At 64.3% G+C, this 19,775-nt stretch carries 17 protein-coding genes; 12 read left to right on the forward strand and 5 right to left on the reverse strand.

Annotated features, from left to right (window positions below; all coding sequences use genetic code 11):
- Window positions 1-47 precede the first annotated feature (47 nt).
- Entirely contained in the window at window positions 48-1,862 is a 1,815-nt protein-coding gene (locus tag RY1_RS11555; protein ID WP_072803679.1) for a dynamin family protein, read from the forward strand.
- Complete coding sequence (locus RY1_RS11560; protein WP_072803680.1) at window positions 1,859-3,325, forward strand: dynamin family protein; 1,467 nt, start codon at window positions 1,859-1,861, stop codon at window positions 3,323-3,325. The genes RY1_RS11555 and RY1_RS11560 overlap by 4 nt, the downstream gene beginning before the upstream one ends.
- 10 nt (window positions 3,326-3,335) lie before the next feature.
- Here RY1_RS11560 and RY1_RS11565 read toward each other — a convergent pair whose 3' ends face one another.
- The 3 genes from RY1_RS11565 to treS form a co-directional block, all read right to left on the reverse strand.
- A complete protein-coding gene (locus RY1_RS11565) occupies window positions 3,336-4,169 on the reverse strand; it encodes an ABC transporter substrate-binding protein (protein ID WP_245819603.1) in 834 nt (277 codons plus the stop codon).
- Between the two features lie 183 nt (window positions 4,170-4,352).
- Window positions 4,353-4,904 carry a hypothetical protein gene (locus RY1_RS11570; RefSeq protein WP_072803682.1) on the reverse strand — a complete coding sequence of 184 codons (552 nt, stop codon included), beginning with the start codon at window positions 4,902-4,904 and terminating at the stop codon, window positions 4,353-4,355.
- Window positions 4,905-4,923: 19 nt separating this feature from the next.
- Window positions 4,924-7,104 (reverse strand): maltose alpha-D-glucosyltransferase, encoded by a 2,181-nt coding sequence (gene treS / locus RY1_RS11575; protein ID WP_072803683.1) that lies wholly within the window; start codon window positions 7,102-7,104, stop codon window positions 4,924-4,926.
- Window positions 7,105-7,357: 253 nt separating this feature from the next.
- Here treS and RY1_RS11580 point away from each other — a divergent pair, with 253 nt between their 5' ends.
- The 5 genes from RY1_RS11580 (at window position 7,358) to RY1_RS11600 (ending at window position 12,189) form a co-directional block, all read left to right on the forward strand.
- Window positions 7,358-7,855 (forward strand): hypothetical protein, encoded by a 498-nt coding sequence (locus RY1_RS11580; protein ID WP_072803684.1) that lies wholly within the window; start codon window positions 7,358-7,360, stop codon window positions 7,853-7,855.
- 265 nt (window positions 7,856-8,120) lie between these two features.
- Complete coding sequence (gene dnaK, locus RY1_RS11585) at window positions 8,121-9,959, forward strand: molecular chaperone DnaK (protein ID WP_072803685.1); 1,839 nt, start codon at window positions 8,121-8,123, stop codon at window positions 9,957-9,959.
- Complete coding sequence (gene grpE, locus RY1_RS11590; protein WP_072803686.1) at window positions 9,956-10,576, forward strand: nucleotide exchange factor GrpE; 621 nt, start codon at window positions 9,956-9,958, stop codon at window positions 10,574-10,576. The genes dnaK and grpE overlap by 4 nt, the downstream gene beginning before the upstream one ends.
- Window positions 10,577-10,606: 30 nt before the next feature.
- Window positions 10,607-11,788, forward strand: a complete 1,182-nt coding sequence (gene dnaJ / locus RY1_RS11595) for a molecular chaperone DnaJ (RefSeq protein ID WP_072803687.1) — start codon at window positions 10,607-10,609, stop codon at window positions 11,786-11,788.
- Window positions 11,788-12,189 (forward strand): heat shock protein transcriptional repressor HspR, encoded by a 402-nt coding sequence (locus tag RY1_RS11600; RefSeq protein ID WP_072803688.1) that lies wholly within the window; start codon window positions 11,788-11,790, stop codon window positions 12,187-12,189. The genes dnaJ and RY1_RS11600 overlap by 1 nt, the downstream gene beginning before the upstream one ends.
- Before the next feature lie 177 nt (window positions 12,190-12,366).
- On the opposite strand, the gene RY1_RS11605 is transcribed toward RY1_RS11600, so the two are convergent.
- Window positions 12,367-13,509: a nitric oxide synthase oxygenase gene (locus tag RY1_RS11605; RefSeq protein WP_371829467.1), complete on the reverse strand. Its 1,143-nt coding sequence runs from the start codon at window positions 13,507-13,509 to the stop codon at window positions 12,367-12,369.
- 345 nt (window positions 13,510-13,854) lie between these two features.
- Here RY1_RS11605 and RY1_RS11610 point away from each other — a divergent pair, with 345 nt between their 5' ends.
- Both RY1_RS11610 and RY1_RS11615 read left to right on the forward strand, forming a co-directional pair.
- A complete protein-coding gene (locus tag RY1_RS11610) occupies window positions 13,855-15,006 on the forward strand; it encodes a globin domain-containing protein (protein ID WP_072803690.1) in 1,152 nt (383 codons plus the stop codon).
- Between the two features lie 52 nt (window positions 15,007-15,058).
- Window positions 15,059-15,805 carry an FAD-binding oxidoreductase gene (locus RY1_RS11615; protein ID WP_072803691.1) on the forward strand — a complete coding sequence of 249 codons (747 nt, stop codon included), beginning with the start codon at window positions 15,059-15,061 and terminating at the stop codon, window positions 15,803-15,805.
- A gap of 13 nt (window positions 15,806-15,818) precedes the next feature.
- Here the strand turns inward: RY1_RS11615 and RY1_RS11620 are convergent, their stop codons facing one another.
- On the reverse strand, window positions 15,819-16,634 hold the full coding sequence (locus RY1_RS11620; protein WP_281249967.1) for a crotonase/enoyl-CoA hydratase family protein: 816 nt from the start codon (window positions 16,632-16,634) through the stop codon (window positions 15,819-15,821).
- 76 nt (window positions 16,635-16,710) lie between these two features.
- Between RY1_RS11620 and RY1_RS11625 the strand changes: the two genes are divergently transcribed.
- The 3 genes from RY1_RS11625 to RY1_RS11635 all read left to right on the forward strand — a co-directional run bounded on the left by RY1_RS11625 (window position 16,711) and on the right by RY1_RS11635 (window position 19,771).
- Window positions 16,711-18,351, forward strand: coding sequence for an acyl-CoA synthetase (locus RY1_RS11625; RefSeq protein ID WP_072803693.1), 1,641 nt, complete (start codon window positions 16,711-16,713; stop codon window positions 18,349-18,351).
- On the forward strand, window positions 18,351-19,466 hold the full coding sequence (locus RY1_RS11630; protein ID WP_072803694.1) for an NAD(P)H-dependent flavin oxidoreductase: 1,116 nt from the start codon (window positions 18,351-18,353) through the stop codon (window positions 19,464-19,466). The genes RY1_RS11625 and RY1_RS11630 overlap by 1 nt, the downstream gene beginning before the upstream one ends.
- Before the next feature lie 83 nt (window positions 19,467-19,549).
- Complete coding sequence (locus RY1_RS11635; RefSeq protein WP_072803695.1) at window positions 19,550-19,771, forward strand: hypothetical protein; 222 nt, start codon at window positions 19,550-19,552, stop codon at window positions 19,769-19,771.
- The last annotated feature ends 4 nt before the right edge of the window (window positions 19,772-19,775 follow it).

The following is a 19,775-nucleotide window of genomic DNA, read 5'->3' on the forward strand; positions in this document are numbered from 1 at the left end:
AGTTCATAACGGTTGTCGTCCCTCGAACGTGTATCCGAAAGAAGGCTATGGACGGGCAAGCGAAACAGCTGGCCGATCTGCTCGATCGAACCGCGGCAGTGGCGCGGTCGGTGGGTCGGTCCGATCTGGTGTCACGAGTCGAGCTTGCACAGGATCGAGTGCTCGACCCGAGACGGCGAATAGTCGTGGTAGGCCCCCTGAAACAGGGAAAAAGCCAGTTCGTGAACTCGCTGTTGAATCTCGATGTCTGCTCGGTGGGCGACGACGAGACGACCGCTATTGCGACGATCGTGCAGAACTCCGAGCGGTCCTACGCCGAACTCGTACTCGCCGACCCTGGCAACGATCCGATCCGCGTCGATGTTCCGCTCGACGAGTTGCAGACGATCGCACCGGACAGCCCACGCGCACAGGGGCGCGAAGTGCTGCGACTCGAGGTCAACGTCCCGAGCCCGCTGCTGGCCGACGGTCTCGTCCTCGTCGACACCCCGGGAGTCGGTGGACACGGAAATCCCCATGCCGCAAGCACTCTCGGTCTGATACCATCCGCCGACGCGGTGCTCGTGGTCTCCGATGCGAGCCGCGAGTTCACCGAGCCCGAGATCTCGTTTCTGCGTCAAGTGCTCGGGTTGTGCCCGTCCGTCGCCGTGCTCGTCACCAAGACGGACCTGTACCCGCACTGGCGACAGATCGTCGAAGCGAACAAGGGGCATCTGCAGCGGGAGAACCTCGACGTCCCGATGATCGCGTTGTCGTCGTTGCTGCGTTCGCACGCACTGCGACTGAACGACGAGGAACTGAACGTCGAATCCGGCTTCCCGGAGCTCTACGCATTTCTCCGTGACAACGTCGTGTCGAAGGCCGACGCCACCACCCGGGCCGCCGTCTCGCTCGACATCAGATCCGTCACCGAACATCTCACGCTCGCGATGGGCAGTGAGCTTGCGGCACTGCGTGATCCGGAGCGTGCCGCAGCGGCGGTCGCGGGGCTGCAGCGCGCGAAAGCCGCCGCCGAGGAGCTCCACAAGAAGACCTCGCAGTGGCAGCAGACATTGGGCGACGGCATCGCCGACCTCGCGTCCGATATCGATCACGATCTCCGTGACCGCCTGCGCCGGGTGACGCGCGAGGCCGAGGAAACCGTCGACGAGGGGGATCCGAGTTCCGACTGGTCCGAGCTGGGGGACTGGCTGGAGGAGCAGATCGCGGCGTCGGTCGGCGACAACTTCGTGTGGGCGCACGAGCGGGCGTTGTGGCTGTCCGAACTCGTCGCCGAACATTTCGCCGCTGCAGGCGCGGTCGCTCTCCCCGATCTGGACATCGGTGATCTCGAGAACGTACTCGACCCGGTCGCGTCCCTCGCGGACCTCGAGTCCGGCAAGGTCGGGATCACGCAGAAAGTGCTCGTCGGTATGCGTGGATCCTACGGTGGTGTACTGATGTTCGGTCTGATCACCACATTCGTCGGCCTCAGTCTGCTCAACCCGATCTCCATCGGCGCAGGAGTGTTGTTGGGCACCAAGGCATACAAGGAAGACAAGGAAAATCGCATCAAGACCAAGCGCGCCGAGGCGAAGATGGCCATCCGCCGCTTCACCGACGACGTCAGCTTCCAGGTCGGTAAGGAGTCGAAGGACCGGCTCCGCCAGATCCAGCGTGTGCTTCGGGACCATTTCACCTCGATTGCCGAGCAGACGCTTCGCTCACTCAACGACTCGCTGCGTGCAGCGCAGGAGGCCGCGAACGTGGAGACCGCCGAAAGATCGACCCGCACTGCGCAGCTGGATCGGGACATGAAGGTTGTCGCCGAGCTCAACGAACGTGCAGTCGCACTCGTTCCCGCAGGCGATGTTCCCCAGTGACCGCCCTTGCCGAAGCGCGTGCCTTGATCACGACGGCGCGTAGCGCGTATTCCATTGACACCTACGCGGCCGCGTCGTTGACCGAGGTACTGGACCGTCTGGACCAGCCTCTCCGCGTCGCGCTCGCCGGCTCGTTGAAGGCAGGTAAATCGACGCTGCTCAATTCGCTGGTGGGACAGGACATCGCGCCGACCGATGCGACGGAGTGCACCAAGGTCGTCACGTGGTACCGAAGCGGAGCCACCCCCAGTGTGACCGCGTGGTACGACGGCGACCGCGCGGCGCACGTGCCGGTCCAACGTCGCGACGGCCGGTTGACGTTCGATCTCGGTGATCTGACGGCGTCGCAGGTGGATCGACTCGAAGTGGAGTGGCCTGCACGGACTCTGACGCACACGACCATCATCGATACCCCCGGGACGTCGTCGTTGTCGCGTGATGTGTCGGCGCGGACGCCGTCGATGTTGACTCCGGAGAATTCGTCCTCGGGTGCCGACGCGGTCGTTTACCTGCTCAGAACACTCAACGCGACCGACGTGTCGTTTCTCGGTCAGATCGGTGCACATGTCGGCGGCGAATCCGGACCGCTCGGCGTCGTGGGGGTCGTATCGCGCGCCGACGAGGTGGGCGCGGGCCGGATGGATGCGATGATGTCGGCGAAGGACGTCGCTGCTCGGTTCGCGTCGGAGCTGGAGGCCACCGGTCTGTGCCAGGCCGTCGTACCCGTGGCAGGGCTGCTTGCGCTGGCGGCGGAGACGCTGCGGCAGAACGAGTTCGATGCGTTCTCCACGCTCGCCCAGGTTCCCGATCAGGACTTGCAGCTCGCCATGCTGTCGGCGGATCGGTTCTCCCGGCCAGGTCTGCTGCCGGTCGACCCGGCGCTGCGCGCGTCGATCGTCGATCGCTTCGGACTGTTCGGTATTCGAATGGCGGTCACACTCGTCAAGCTCGGTGTTCGTGATTCACCGACTCTCGCAGCGGAATTGGTCGAGCGGAGCGGACTGAACGAGCTGCGGTCGGTGATCGACGTTCAGTTCGGGCAACGCGCCGATCAACTCAAACTGCACTCCGCCCTCGTCGCGCTGCAGCGCATTCTCGAGGCGCGCCCCATCGGGCAGTCGGCGGCGTTTCGTGCCCAGGCCGGTCGAATGTTGGCCGATGTACACGGCTTTCAGGAATTGCGGCTGCTGGGCAGGCTGCGATCCACGGCGCCGAAACTACCCGAGGGTGACCTGGCGGAGCTGCAGCGATTGATCGGCGGGTACGGCATCGATGCGGCGGCCCGGCTTGGGCTCCAGCCGGACGCCGGGCCCGCGGAGCGTCGGGAATCGGCACTGGTGTCGGTGCAGAAGTGGCGCAGGCTGTCCGAGCATCCGCTGCTCGATCAGTTCACCTCGCGGGCGTGCGCCGTGGCGGCGCGCAGCGCGGAAGGGATCGCCGCGGCCCCACCCGTGCGTGCGTAATCCGAGTGCTCTAGGCGTACAGCTGCTCGACCAGGTCGAGCGACCACAGTGCAGTCAGCGGGCCACCGTCGTTGGTGAACTTGTCCGTGCGGACGATGCGGTTGTTCGCCACGGCGGGTAGTGAAGTCCACAGCGCATTGGCATTCATGGTGCGCAGATCCTCCTCGGACGTGATCGCGGCGATGATCGCTGCTGCGTCGGCGGCTGCTGTGATCGTCTCGGGCCCATATTCGACCTCGGGAGTTGCGGCCTCCCAAGCGCTGCCGAATCGTGCGCCGATATCGATCAATGCGATGGACGGGGATCGATCGCGGCCGACCGAGATACCGCCCTCGTCGGAGGTGCTGATCGGGAGGACAACGGTCCCGGCGATCGCATCGGCGTTGTCTCTCTTGACTTCTGCCACGCGTGTGTCGTACTCGGCGATGATCTCGTCGGCCTTGTCCTGCAGGTTCAACGCCGCGCCGACGGCCTCGACGTCGTCCTGCCAGGCCACACCGGATCCGGTCGATCCGACGGGAAGGACCGGCGCGATCGCGCTGAGCTGGTCGTAGATGTCTTCGACGACTTCGTCGCGGCCGATGATGAGGTCCGGGGCGACCCGGGCGATGGACTCCACATCGACGGTATTCCGCGGAAATAGCTCAGGGACACCGTCGGCGAGAAGTGTGCTCGTGGCATCGGTGAGTGGTCCTGGTATCTCCGGCGGTGCCTCGACCTCCACGGGCATCCCGACGATCGGCAGACCGAATGCGACGGCGATGTCGAGGTCCCGCCTGCCGTCGATGATGACAACCGACTCGACGGAGTCCGGTACGTCGATGGTTCCGAGCGAGGTGGTCACCTGGTGGGTATCCGAGCCCGAGTCTGAGCCCGAGTCCTGGGGCGCCTCGGTGGAACTACATGAAATGACAAGTAAGGAGATGGCGATGCCGCTGGTCAGCGCCAGTGTCCGTCTCGGTAGAGCAAAGTTCATGGCTCAAGTAAAGCAACCCTAATGTACTTCGCGTGCATTCTGCGGCGAAAATCACCGCCGCGACAGGCCGATCGCCGCGGCGATCGTTGCAACCGCAGCGACACCGGCACCGGCCAGCGGACCCCAGTGCAGCACGCCGCCGGCGACCTCACTCGCGTCGGACATGAACGAGAAGAACAGGATCGACGCACCGATCGTCGCCACTCCGGCGACGAGCAGCAGGGTCCCGGAAGCAACCCGGCGCGTGCGGGCCAGCGACAGGCCCAGGCCCGCGAGAACGAGAAGCAGCACTGCGACGGCACCGCTGGCGAGGAGTGTGACGGTGACCGTCTCGGCGATCTCCGACGACGTCGCGCCCGAACTGTTTGTGGCGACCGAGGCCTCCAGCGTCGTTCGAACCTGCGAGTACTCCAGCGCGACGACGACCGCAAGACCGACGATCACCACGGCAACGCCTGCCCATGCCCACGTCGCGATCCGAGATGCGACACTCGGACCCGTCGGCTCCTGCCTCGGTCGCAGCGGTGCGACGACGATCTCGGGCCGGGCCGGCTGCTGGCGCAGTTCCTGCTCGGGTCGGCGATGGCTTCCGGATTCGTTCACGGGGTAGGACTCTATCGGGCTATCTCAGGATCACCGGGACACCCTGGTAGGGACCCAATGTCATCGGGAAGCTGTTCAACTCGTCCACGGTACCCACCTCGGAATCGTCGAACATGTCGAAGACGGCGGCGCCTGCCGTGAGGTGTTTGGACTGGATCGTCGCGGTGACCTCGTCGGAGGAGAAGTTGATGACGGTGGCTTGAATCGTGCCCTGGCCGAGTTCGTGGACCAGTACAAGCAGTCCCTTGTGCGAGACGGTGGGCACATCGAGTTGCTGCGCGGTCGCAATCCCGAACCTGTTGCGGAGTTCGATGATTCGAGCGAGTCGACGTGCGAACGAATTCGGATCCTTCAGCTGTTCGGGTAGCGAACCGTACAGGCTTCGGCCACGCGGAATTCCGGACTCGGACCGCACTGCGTCCGGGAAGCTGTCCATCAGGTCGTGTGCACCGCGGTTGATCCATCGAGTGTCACCCTCGCGGATCAGATCCGCGACGTCCTCGGCATCGATCGGGAGAATTCCGAGTAGATCCCAGCCCGACAGCGCGAAGACACCCGGTTGCAGTGCGTTGAACATCGCGAGCATCAGGTGCGCTGTCCTGACGGTTTCGATGTCGGTCTCGTCCATGCGATCGAGATCTCTGATTCCCAACGACGCCGTGATGACACTTGCTGTGGTGCAGGCGATTCCGTTGGTCGTGAAGGTCCTGTTGTACGGCGCCCATCGGCCGGTGAGTCGGTCGGTCAACTCGGAACGGATCTGGTCGCCGAGATCGGAACCCTTGACGACCTCGCCGCAGTAGTTGAACTCGTCCTCCGCGTGCAACGTCGCGAAATGGATGAGCTCGAAGGTCAGCTCGTCGTGATTCTGCAGGGCATGTACCAGTGACGCGGGGTCGACGCCGTGATCCCGCGACAGCGACATCGTCAGGCGAAGGAACTCGGTGTTGCCCATGACGAGTGCGTGCTGATAGGCAGGTCGATTGATGAAGTCGTACGACAGGTCGGCCCCGTTGGTGCCCATCGCCTTGATGTCGTCGATCGTGAGGTTGAGTTCCTGGAAGGTGAAGCCGCCCATCTTTCGAACCACACTGGCGATCAGGTGATTCGCGGCCTCCGACAGGGGATGACCCTCGGACCAGCCCGGACCCTCGGCCCGGCGTTCGACGCCGAGAAATCCGTTGGCGTCGAGGCGAAGTGCGCCGGCGCCGAGATCGGCGATGGAGTGACAGGCATCCCCGATCACCAATCGCATTCCCGCGAAAGAGGGGTCGAGCCAGTTGATCGACGGTTGACCCGCCTTGAAGTAGTGCAGATACACCCAGCGGCGTTCGACACCGTCGATCCCGACGACGGGAGCCGTTGCGCTCCAATTGGTTTCCTTGACGCCGAGTTCGTAGAAGATCACACGTTGCAGCTGGCCGATGATGTAACCGGCGCGCGCGAGATTGGCTTCGGCTTCGGCGTCGATGTTCTGCGAATCCGCTCCCGCGCGTACTCGGGGGAGCAGATGCCAGTCCTCGGGCTCGATCTCGACCATGTGGTAGATGCCGGGATAATCGGCGACGGCCATTTCGGCGAGTCGGAAATCTGCGCCCTTACCGGTGTGGCCGGGGACGATGTCGTCGATGACGATGCCCTCGTACGCCGATGCCACCACACACAGCCGTCGGAACTCCTCTTCCGAACCGAAGGCAGGATCGATCTGCATTCCGATCCGGTCGAAGTGGCCGTCGACGGACGGCGTCGGGCGCCAGCCGTGTATGCCGCCTGCAACCTTGACCGGCCCGGTATGTACTGCGGTGATACCGATTTCGGAGAACGCTTGCCACAGGTTCTCGTCGCCGAGTGTGCTCAGGAAACTGGTCCGCGGCGCGTTGATCACCGAGATCGGATAGGCCGTGAACCACACGGGAGCGCGTTCGACGGCTCCTCGCGGATTCGGGTCGGCATACGGGTTCTGCCACATACTGCCCTTGCCGGAGAGCTGTTCGGCGATCAGCTTGGCATCTCGCAACATCGATTGTTCGGTGAGCCACTCGACGTACTCGGCATTGTCGGCGGACGGGTTGCCGTCCTGCGCGGCCGAGCCGTTGCGGTCGGCACGGCGAACCGAGGGACGCAAGGGGCGTGGTCTGGCCGGGTAGAACTTTTCGTCGTAGGTGATCTCGCTCGGTTCGTGCTGCACTTCGGGATCCATGTGCCTCCGTAGCCTCACTTTTTTTACAAACCCTACGTACGGAACGGCCGCGCCGCAGTGTTCCGTATCCCCGGAGGGCCGAGCGTCGAAACCTGCGCCGGGTCGGCCGCCGCCTCGCTGAATCACACCGGTGTAAGCCGTGACCGAAACTGGCCGGAATGTATCCGGATCGAGACTGGCTGGTATGGAATGTCCGGTTCACGTAGGACATAGTTGAACGCAACACCAACCCCTTCAGTCACAGGAGTCACATATGCGTCGCTTCGCCCGCACCACCGTCTTGGCCTCGACGGCCGCGATCGCAGCCACCGTCGGTGCGGTCGCCTTCGCGCCCCTCGCATCTGCCGAACCGGATACCGCACCCGCGCCTGCGCCCTTCGGCTCCTCGCAGCCGACCTCGCCCGATCTCGTCGTGGAGATCGCCGCTGTGTGCGATCCGCGTGACGGAGACCTCGGCGGCGATGTTGCCGCGCTGCGAATCAACATCGAGAACACGGGGTCCGGCGACGCACGAGATGTGACCACCAACTTCGCTGTGCTTCCCGAGGCGCCCGGCGTCTTCGGCGAAAAGCTCATCAAGGCAGGCGAAGGCGTCGAGTACACGATTCCCAGCGCAGACGAGGTGTGGCAGTCGCGTCCGGGCGGCGCTGCGGTGTTCTCGCCGCAGCTCGACGGCAACTACCCCGACAACATCGCCTTCGGCCTTCTGAGCGTGGACTGCTCGCCCATCGACGTGCCCGAGGGCGAATAACTCCCGACGTTCCTTTCCGTCCACTGCGCCGCGACGAGCATCTGCCGTCGCGGCGCAGTGCTGTGTCCAGGTGGCTGTGTGTTTCAGGTGGCTGGGAACAAATCTGGAAAGCCTTCCGTTGAGCCCTTCGACAGCCTTGAGTGGATGAGGCTCAAGTCCGAGTTGACAGATAGCGAAATTGTCGAGCAGACTTGAGCGCAGTTCGCTCAGCTAGGACATCACCCAAGCTTGTGAACCAACACAGCAACAAACAGGAGGAATTACTATGGCTCGTGCGGTCGGTATCGACCTCGGGACCACCAACTCGGTCGTGTCCGTCCTCGAGGGCGGCGAGCCGGTTGTGGTCGCCAACTCCGAGGGATCACGCACCACTCCGTCGGTCGTCGCTTTCGCCAAGAACGGCGAAGTGCTGGTCGGCCAGCCCGCGAAGAACCAGGCGGTCACCAACGTCGACCGCACGATTCGTTCGGTCAAGCGCCACATCGGCACGGACTGGACGACGTCGATCGACGACAAGAAATACACCTCGCAGGAGATCAGCGCGCGCACGCTGCAGAAGCTGAAGCGCGACGCCGAGGCATACCTGGGTGAGGAAATCACCGACGCGGTCATCACCGTGCCTGCCTACTTCGAGGACGCACAGCGTCAGGCGACGAAGGAAGCCGGCCAGATCGCCGGCCTCAACGTCCTGCGCATCGTCAACGAGCCCACCGCGGCTGCTCTCGCATACGGCCTGGACAAGGGCGACAGCGAGCAGACCATTCTGGTCTTCGACCTCGGCGGCGGCACGTTCGACGTCTCCCTGCTGGAAATCGGCGACGGCGTCGTCGAGGTCCGTGCCACGTCCGGCGACAACCACCTCGGTGGCGACGACTGGGACGAGCGCATCGTGACCTGGCTCGTCGACAAGTTCAAGGCTCAGAACGGTATCGATCTGACCAAGGACAAGATGGCTCTGCAGCGCCTGCGTGAGGCTGCCGAGAAGGCCAAGATCGAACTCTCCTCCGGGCAGAGCACCTCGATCAACCTTCCGTACATCACGGTCGACGCGGACAAGAACCCGCTGTTTCTCGACGAGCAGCTCAGCCGCTCCGAGTTCCAGAAGATCACCTCCGACCTGCTCGACCGCACTCGTGCGCCGTTCCAGGCAGTGGTCAAGGACTCCGGCATCGCCGTCAAGGACATCGACCACGTCGTGCTCGTCGGTGGTTCGACGCGTATGCCTGCGGTCTCCGAGCTGGTCAAGGAACTCTCCGGTGGACGTGAGCCCAACAAGGGCGTCAACCCGGACGAGGTCGTGGCCGTCGGCGCTGCACTGCAGGCAGGCGTGCTCAAGGGCGAGGTCAAGGACGTTCTGCTCCTCGACGTCACGCCGCTGTCCCTCGGCATCGAGACCAAGGGTGGCGTGATGACCAAGCTCATCGAGCGCAACACCACCATCCCGACCAAGAGGTCCGAGACCTTCACCACCGCTGACGACAATCAGCCTTCGGTGCAGATCCAGGTCTTCCAGGGTGAGCGTGAGATCGCCTCGCACAACAAGCTCCTCGGCTCCTTCGAGCTGACCGAGCTGCCGCCTGCCCCTCGCGGCGTCCCGCAGATCGAGGTCACCTTCGACATCGACGCCAACGGCATCGTGCACGTCACGGCCAAGGACAAGGGCACCGGCAAGGAAAACACGATCAAGATCCAGGACGGCTCCGGCTTGTCCAAGGAAGAGATCGACCGCATGGTCGCCGACGCGGAAGCTCACGCCGACGAGGACAAGGCTCGTCGCGAAGAGGCCGAGGTCCGCAACCAGGCCGAGTCGCTCGTCCACCAGACGGAGAAATTCGTCAAGGACAACGAGGACAAGGTCGACGCCGAGCTCAAGGGACGCGTCGAGACGGCCATCGAAGAGGCCAAGACGGCTCTGCAGGGCAGCGACATCTCGGCAGTGAAGACCGCCGTGGAGAAGCTCTCGACCGAGTCGCAGGCACTCGGAACCGCCATCTACGAGGCTCAGGCCAAGGAAGGCGGCGCGGACGGACAGGCTCAGGCCGAGGATGACGGCGTCGTCGACGCCGAGGTCGTGGACGAGCCCGTCGACACGGACAAGAAGTGACATCAGGTAACACCGAGCAAGAGCCGGTCACTTTCGTGGACAAGCGAAAGATCGACCCGACGACCGGTGAAGTACGGGAAGGTGACGCAGTTCCGGAGCCCCTCGCGGGCACCGGGGCTGCGCCCCAGCCCGACTCGGTGGAAGACGATGTCGCGGAAGTAATCGAGCCCGAGAAGGACGAGGTCGCGGAGTTGACCGCCGACCTGCAGCGTCTGCAGGCCGAGTACGCCAACTATCGACGCCGGACCGATCGTGACAAGCAGTCGGTCATCGACAACGCGAAAGCGTCCGTCGTGTCCCAGCTGCTGCCTGTTCTCGACGATCTGGAGCGTGCTCGTCAGCACGGCGACCTCGAAACCGGTCCCTTGCGCTCGGTGGCGGACAAGCTGGCCGGGGTGTTCACCACCATCGGTCTGTCCACCTTCGGAGCCACCGGCGACGCGTTCGATCCCTCGATCCACGAGGCGGTCTCGCACGAAGGCGACGGAAGCAATTCCGTCGTCGGGACTCTGATGCGACCGGGCTACAAGCTCGGTGATCGTGTCCTGCGTACCGCAATGGTCGGTGTCGTGGATGCTGTAGAAGAATCGGACGCTCCAGCGCCCGACGAGCAATAAGAAGAGAACAGTGGAAGGAGGAAACGCCCGGTGAGCCAGCGGGAGTGGATCGAGAAGGACTTCTACAAGGAGCTGGGCGTTTCCTCCAGCGCCACCAATGAAGAGATAACCAAGGCCTACCGCAAGTTGGCGAGGGACAACCACCCCGACGCCAATCCCGGTAACGCCGAAGCCGAGCAGCGGTTCAAGGCCATCAGCGAAGCCAAATCGGTGCTCACCGACCCGGCCAAGCGCAAGGAATACGACGAGGCGCGGCAACTGTTCGCCTCCGGCGGCTTCGGTCGCGGCGGCGGTGGGTTCAACCCCAACGCAGGCGGTTTCGGCGGCGGCGGCCAGACGTTCGACGTCGGCGACATCTTCGGACAAGGCGGCGGCGGTGGCGACGGCGGTATAGGCGACCTGTTCGGTGGCCTGTTCAACCGCGGCGGAACACAGCAGCGTACGACGACCAATCGGCCCAGGCGCGGCAGCGATGTCGAAACCGAGACGACCCTCGGTTTCCGCGAGGCCACGCAGGGGGTCACGGTTCCCCTTCGCCTGACCAGCCCGTCGTCGTGTACGACGTGTCATGGCAGTGGCGCGAAGCCGGGAACCAGTCCGCGCGTCTGCCCCAGGTGCAACGGCGCAGGCGTCGTGAACCGAAACCAGGGCGCATTCGGCTTCAGCGAGCCGTGCGACGACTGCCGCGGAACCGGATCGATCATCGACGATCCATGCCAGGACTGCCGCGGAACCGGCGTGCAGAACCGCACACGCACCATCACCGTGCGGGTCCCGTCAGGGGTGTCCGACGGCCAGAAGATTCGACTCGCGGGCCAGGGCGAAGCAGGACTGCGCGGCGCGCCGTCGGGAGATCTGTACGTCACGGTGCGAGTCCGCCCCGACAAGGTCTTCGGACGCACCGGCGACGACCTCACTGTCACCATCCCGGTCAGCTACGGCGAACTGGTACTGGGTACGACGCTGTCCGTTCCAACACTCGACGGTCGGGTCGGCGTCAAGGTTCCGCCCGGAACAGTGGACGGACGAGTGCTACGAGTCCGTGGCCGCGGAGTGCCGAAGAAGACAGGCACGGCGGGAGATCTGATGGTCACCGTCAAGGTCGCGGTCCCGCAGAAGCTCGACGACCCTGCCACCGAGGCGTTGCAGACGTATCTCGAAGCGGAGAAGGCAAGCGGATTCGATCCGCGGGCCGGGTGGGCCGGCGCGTGATGGAGGTACCCATCGGTCCGGGTGCCGCCCACGCAGACCCCGACGCTCAGGTGTTCGTCATCTCCGTCGCGGCGCAGCTGGCAGGTATGCATGCGCAGACATTGCGCACGTACGACCGGCTGGGCCTGGTCACGCCGCACCGCACCACCGGCGGCGGACGGCGCTACTCGCCGCGTGACGTGGCACTGCTCCGCGAGGTGCAGCGTCTGTCACAGGACGAGGGCGTCAACCTTGCAGGCATCAAGCGGATCATCGAACTGACCAATCAGGTCGAAGCCCTGCAGGCCAGGGTGTCCGAACTCGCTCAGGAGCTGGCCAACGTCCACGCCGGTTATCGGCGCGACCTCGTGCCGGTCCAGCGCAACGCCCTCGTCGTCTGGAAGCCCCGCAACCAGCGCTGAGCTCGCCCGCACCCCACCCACCACACCCCACCCACACCCCGCAAATGCATATGCATTTGCGGGGTTCGTGCTGTGTCGCCCCTGGTCCCACGCAAATGCATATGCATTTGCGGGATTTGGAGGCGATCACCCCCGGCCGCACGCAAACGCACGTGCGTTTGCGGGGTTCGGGGCAGCTCAGGAGAACGGGCAGCCCGCCGCACCGCGGGAGACGAAGTTCGGGCGGATGTCCATGTCCGGTGGGTCGTAGAGGCGATGGAACGTCGGAGTGATCCCGGAGGACATCGGCGGATTGATCCACGTCCAGTCCGTCGGGCACGATCTTCCCGCTTTCGCTTCCCGGTCCACATGGTCGACGAACTGCTTCGCGACGGTGTGATGATCGACCATGTATGCACCCGACTCGCGGAAACTGTGGATGACCGCTCGGTTCAGCTCGACGAGTGCGCGATCCTTCCACAGCGTCCGATCCGAGCTCGTATCGAGCCTCAGTTTCTTCGCGATGGTCGGGAGCATGTCGTAGCGGTCGGTGTCGCTGAAGTTGCGCGCGCCGACCTCGGTGTTGACGTACCACCCGTTGAACGGCGCGCAGGGGTACCGGACTCCGCCGATCTCGAGGTCCATGTTGGACACGGCGGGCACGGCATGCCACTTCAGGCCGAGCCCGGCGAACCACCGGTAGTTCGGATGTTCGAAGGGCACTTCGAGGATCACATCGCGCGGCACGTCGAACCACCGGAGCGGTTCTTCCGGTGTGGAAATCATCAACGGAAGTACGTCGAAGGCGGTTCCTTCGCCCTTCCACCCGAGTTTGGTGGCCAGCTCGGTGAGCTCCACATGAGACGGATCGCCGACGACCTTTCCGTCGTCGCCGCGATATCCGGCGTACCGGATGAGTTGAGGACTGACGATCCGGTACTCACGCCCGTCCGGCAATGGCGTCGGGCCGACGGTGACGATGGACTGCAGTGCGCCTCCGTTGGTCGCGACGCGCAGATGTTCGAAGCAGGCGTCCGCGATCTCCTGGGCGGTGGTCGCGCTGCGGGCGTCGATCAGTTTGAGAGTCCGCCAGTGTTTGCGTCCGACGCATCGTGCGTGGTTTCGCCAGGCGAGTTTGGCGCCGACGAGGATCTCCTCCGCTGTGTGCACGTAGGTGCCGGTCTCGGCCATCTCGGCGAGCGCTTCACTCTTGCGTTCGGGCGGCAGGTGCGTCAGTTCCGCGGAGTCGAAGAATTCGCCGCATTCGCGTAGCCGGCGCGCGAGGTCCGGGTCGTCGTGCCGCGTCCTCCGGTCGTTCCGATCTCGTAACGGTACTTTCACGTCCGACCCGACAGCGACAGTCACGATGCGCCAACCCCCCGTGTGCTCGGTAAGAACAGTTCGATCTTGATCGACTTGGCGAATCCTAGGGCCTCGACCGAATCGTGCAAAGGCCTCGAAAATAATGAGGCGCAACGTAATTCGGTCGTCCGGTCGGTTGTGGCGGGCATTTCGGGGTGAACGATCGGAAAGAAACTTCTTAACGGGTCGAAGGAATCTCTCCGATACGTGCGAATCGGTTCCCTGAGCTAGACTCTCGGGAAAATCGACGTCGGTCACTGCATACGCGACGGTGATCCACTTGCGACCTGCCCGCGCCCGGGCGCGGAATGGGGGCTTCGAGAGATGGATGCTCGAGCGATCTCGCTTGTCAGAACCACGTTCAAAGCGGTCGCTGCCGTCGAAGGCGGGCCCGAGAAACTGACCAGTTCGTTCTACGCGATTCTGTTTGCCCGCAACCCACAGGTTCGTGATTTCTTCCCGGCCGCGATGGATGTGCAGCGCGACAAATTGGTCGCCGCTATCGCTCACATCGTCGACCAGCTCGAAGATCTCGATCGAGTGCTGACGTTTCTTGCCCAGCTGGGGCGTGACCATCGTAAGTACGGCGTGGTCGATGCGCACTACGCCGCCGTCGGCGACGCACTCATCACGGCGCTCGAGCAGTTCGCCGGAGCCGAGCTGTGGACCGAGGAGGTCGACGCTGCATGGCGTGACGCGATCGCCGTCATCGCCGGGGCCATGATGGACGCCGCGAACGCCGACGACGGCCCGCCGGTGTGGCAGGGCACCGTCGTCGACCACATTCGTGCGCTCGAGGACGTGTCCATCGTCCGGCTGCAGCTGGACCAGCCCATGGATTACAGTGCCGGACAGTACGTCAGTGTCTCCATTCCGAGTAGGCCGAGGATGTGGCGCTACCTGTCGCCTGCCATTCCGGCCAATGCCGAAGGCCAGATCGAATTCCATGTACGACGCGTATCCGGTGGTTGGGTGAGCCCGGCCGTCGTTTCCAACACCGTGGTCGGTGACCGGTGGACCATGGGTTCGCCGCTGGGCAGCATGACGCGGCACACCGCCGAGGACCGTGACCGACTGCTGATCGCGTCGGGCACGGGGGTTGCGCCTCTTCGTGCGCAGTTGATGGAAATGGCGTCACGCTCGGTCAATGCCCGGGTTCATCTCTTCGTCGGCGGAAAGTATCCGTGCGACCTCTACGATCTGCCCACTCTGCAGCTCATCGCGTCCACCAATCCCTGGTTGAGCGTCGTCGGTGTCGTCGAGGACGAAGAGGATCCGTGGTGGTATCAGGACCACGGGCCGCTGGCTGGGCCGGCGCCGATCGTCGGGCAGATCGGAAAAGTCGTCGCCGAGTTCGGAACATGGTCGGGTCGCGACATTCAGATCGTCGGTTCGCCGTCGATGATCAACACCACCAAGTTTCGCCTGCAGGCGGCAGGGGTGGATCTGTCGTTCGTTCACCACGATCCGTGGTGAAATCGGCTCCGCCGCCCGTCCCGTCGTAACGCTCACGGCTTAGGCTTGGTCCATGCAGACGTGGAATGCCGAGGTGGTCCAGTACCACCGACTTCGCAACGACCTGGCCGTGGTTCGACTCGTCGGAGATGCCGTTCCGTTCGAAGCCGGGCAGTCCGTCGACGTCGTCGTTCCGCAGAATCCGCGTCTGACGCGTCGGTACTCGCCTGCGTTGCCGCCCTCGCTGGACGGCAAACTCGAATTCCATGTGCGCGCGGTGCCCGCTGGATGGGTCAGTGGGTCGATCGTCAACGAAACCAGGCCGGGTGACGTCTGGCGTATCGGAAATCCCGGAGGTGTTCTGCGGGTTGATGATTCAGGACGGGACGTGGTCATGATCGCCGGGGGTACGGGGCTGGCGCCGATGCGATCGATCATTCTGGACCTCGCTCGCCGCGAGTCTCCTCCGCAGGTGACGCTCTACGTCGGTGGCCGCTCGCCGCGTGATCTCTACGCGTCGGATCTGCTGTGGATACTGGTGTCCCAGCTGCCGTGGTTGACGGTCGTGCCCGTTGTCGATCAGCTGAAGGATCCGTGGGCGCCGGACCGATACAACGACGGCATCCGGGCCGAAATAGCCGGCTCTGCACCGATGTTCGAGGCCGAGCATTGCTGGGAGGGAAGTCTTGCCGACGTCGTGAGCGTGCAGGAGCCGTTCGTCGACAAGCAGGTACTCGTGTGCGGATCTCCCGGCATGGAAGCGGCGACGGTTGCAGCACTCCTCGCCAACGGGACACCGTCCGAGGCAATTCTGCGCTGAGGTATTCCGGCTGTCACCGCCCCTCGAACAGCGGGCTTCGTTTCTCGCTGAAGGCCCGCGGACCTTCCTTGGCGTCCTGGCTCCCGAAGACGGCGACGCCCAGTTCGGCGTCGATTTTGAACGCCTCTTCCTCGTGCAGGCCTTCGGTGTCTCGGATGGTGCGCAGAATGGCCTGCACCGCAAGGGGGCCGTTGGCGGCGATGAGTTCGGCGAGCTCCAGCGCCGTGGTCAACGCCTGGCCGTCGGGCACGACGTGGCCGATCAATCCGATCTGCAGCGCCTCACGTGCGCGAATGTGCCTGCCCGTCAACAGAATGTCGGCAGCGACGGTGTACGGGATCTGTCGAACGAGACGCACCGCCGAGCCGCCCAGTGGATAGAGTCCCCATTTTGCCTCGGAGACACCGAATTTCGCGCTCTCGCCGGCAACTCGAATATCGGTGCCCTGGAGGATTTCGGTGCCGCCCGCGATGGCGGGGCCTTCGACGGCGGCGATCAACGGCTTGGTCAACCTGCGGCCCTTGAGCAGTGCCTCGATCTTCGACAGATCCCAGCCGCCACCGCTGAAATCGTCCCCGGGGTGCCTGGACGTCATTGCCTTGAGGTCGGCTCCCGCGCAGAACGCGCCGCCCGCACCGGTGAGGATCGCGACGCGGATGTCGGGATCGGAATCGACGCGGTCCCATGCGTCGCGCATGATCGCCATCATCTCGCCGGACAGCGCGTTGCGTGCCTCGGGCCGATTCATCGTCACGACGAGGACATGGCCCTTCTTCTCGACGAGTGCGTGTGCTGATTCCGATCCGATCTCCGGCGCGCTGGACGACACTGTTGATCTCCACTTCATGTGATCTGGGTCTCGATTGCCTATTGCAAGAAACGATAACACGTTCTACTTTTGACCCGTGGCCCTAAATATCGCAGACCTCGTGGAGCATGCAATCGACCTGGTACCCGACCGGGTCGCGCTGGTGTGTGGAGATCGTGAGATCACCTACGCGCAGATGGAGGACCGAACCAACAGACTCGCTCATTACCTGCAGAAACAAGGTGTGAAGCCGGGCGACAAGGTGGGGGTCTACAGCCGAAACGGCATCGAGACGATCGAGTCGATGATCGCGGTGTTCAAGATCCGCGCCGTCGTGGTCAACGTCAACTATCGATACATCGAGAACGAGTTACAGTACATCTTCCAGAATTCGGACATGGTGGCGCTGATTCACGAGGCCCGCTACAGCGACAAGGTGGCAGCGGTCCTGCCCACCTGCCCGCTGCTGACCACCACCGTCGTCATCGACGGTGACGGCGAGGGCGAGGGGGTCTCGTACCGCGACGCACTGGGCCGATCCTCCCCGGAGCGAGACTTCGGCGAACGCAGTCCCGACGACATCTACATGCTCTACACCGGCGGCACTACCGGCAGCCCCAAGGGCGTGATGTGGCGTCAGGAGGACGTCTGGCGGGTGCTCGGCGGCGGCATCAACTTCATGACGGGCGAGTATCTCGACGGCGAGTGGGATCTCGCCAAGATGGGAGCCGAGAATCCCGTCATGACGCGCATGCCGATCCCCCCGATGATCCACGGCGGCGCGCAGTGGGCCACTTTCCAGAGCCTGTTCGGTGGCGGAAAGACGGTGCTGCACCCGGATTTCGACGGTCATGCGATCTGGCGGCTCATCGACGAGCACGGCGTGAATCTGATCTTCATCACCGGCGACGCGATGGCGCGGCCGATGCTCGACGCACTCATCGAAGGCAGGCCGGACGGCACACCGTACGACCTCTCGACGCTCTTCCTCATGGCCAGTAGCGCTGCTCTGTTCTCCCCGAGCATCAAGGAGAAGTTTCTGGAACTGTTGCCCAACCGGATGTTGACCGATTCGATCGGTTCCTCGGAAACCGGCTTCGGCGGTCTCAGCGTCGTGACGAAGGGGACCGAGCACACCGGCGGCCCGCGCGTGAAGATCGATGCGTCCACCTCGGTTCTCGGTGCGGACGGCTATCCCGTCGAACCGGGTTCGGGCAGAACGGGTTTGCTTGCTCGCCGCGGGCACATACCGCTCGGCTACTACAAGGACGAAGCCAAGACCGCGCAGACGTTCAAGGAAATTCACGGCGTCCGGTACTCGATCCCCGGTGACTACGCACAGGTCGAGGCCGACGGCACGGTGACGATGCTCGGCCGCGGCTCGGTCTCGATCAACACCGGCGGTGAGAAGGTGTTCCCGGAGGAAGTCGAGGGGGCGCTCAAATCGCACCCGCAGGTGTTCGACGCCATCGTCGTCGGGGTTCCCGACGAGCGGCTGGGTCACACCGTGGCTGCCGTCGTGCAGGCGCGAAGCGCGGATCGCCCGGCGCTCGCCGATCTGGACGCATGCGCCCGCAGAGAGATTGCGGGATACAAGGTTCCGCGCGCAGTCTGGTTCGTCGACGAGATCAAGAGGTCGCCTGCAGGCAAACCCGACTACCGATGGGCTGTGCGCCAGACCGAGTCGAGACCTGCCGACGAAGTCAACGCCGCGCACCTGTCGGACAAGGTTCGCTGATGCGGACCGATCTCTGCGAGAAGTTCGGAATCGACCACCCGATATTCGGGTTCACACCGTCCGAGCACGTCGCCGCCGCGATCAGCAGGGCGGGCGGACTCGGGGTGCTGGGGTGTGTCCGCTTCAATGATCCGGACGAACTCGACGCCGTCCTGGACTGGATGGACGCCAACACCGACGGCAAGCCGTACGGCGTGGATATCGTGATGCCGGCGAAGATTCCCACCGAGGGTGCATCCACCGACTTGAACGAGTTGATTCCGGCCGAGCATCGGGCGTTCATCGATCGCACACTCGATCAGCTCGGAGTGCCGCCGCTCGCGGAGGATTCGGCCCGCAACGAAGGTGTGCTGGGATGGTTGCATTCGGTGGCGAGGTCGCACGTCGACGTCGCGTTGCGTCACCCGATCAAGCTGATCGCCAATGCGCTCGGCTCGCCGCCGAACGACGTCATCGCGCAGGCACACGAGCACGGGGTTCCGGTCGCAGCGCTGGCGGGAAAAGCGGAACACGCGCGCAGGCACGTCGAGAACGGCGTCGACATCGTCATCGCTCAGGGGTATGAAGCTGGGGGTCATACCGGTGAGATCGCGTCGATGGTGCTGCTGCCCGAGATCGTCGACGCAGTGGACGGCTCCGCAGCGGTGTTGGCGGCAGGCGGTATCGGCAGCGGGCGTCAGGTCGCCGCCGCGCTCGCTCTCGGTGCGCAGGGGGTGTGGATGGGGTCGACGTGGCTGACGACGGCCGAATATCGCCTGGGCGCTCGGGAGGAGGGCAAACCGTCGGCGATGCAGGAAGCGTTGTTGGCTGCCACCTCGAGCGACACCGTGCGCACTCGGATCTACTCGGGCAAGCCTGCTCGGCTGCTCAAGACCAAGTGGACCGATGCGTGGAACAAGCCCGACGCGCCCGACCCGCTTCCGATGCCGCTGCAGAACATCCTGGTCAGCGAGGCGCACCAACGGATCAACACTGCAGGGGATCCCGAGGTGGTGGCCATGCCGGTGGGACAGATCGTCGGGCGGATGAACGCGATCACGCCGGTGGCCGAGGTGATCGCGGAACTGGTCGGCGGATTCGACGCCGCCGTCGACAGGCTCGACGAGATCAGGTGATGGTCCGGTTGCTCCCGCCGCCGTGGATACGCCCGACTAGGGTTGACCACGACGAGACGTGACAACCCGAATGGAGACGAGCAGTGGCTTCCGAGATCGCAGTAGGCGACCTGGTGCAGGCAGGCGGACATGCAGGCCCGTGGAAGGTGCTCGAGATCCGTCAGGGACGCGCCCTGCTCGAGCATCACGACGGGCATCGGTTGTCGGTTCGTACGACGACGCTGTCCGTCGTGCGCAAGGCCTCGCTGACCGAGGGCTCCGAGCACGTGGCCGACGAACACGAGTCGCCGACGTTGTTCGACTGACGAA

The organism is Rhodococcus yunnanensis NBRC 103083, assembly GCF_001895005.1.
GTDB classification, from domain to species: Bacteria; Actinomycetota; Actinomycetes; order Mycobacteriales; family Mycobacteriaceae; genus Rhodococcoides; species Rhodococcoides yunnanense.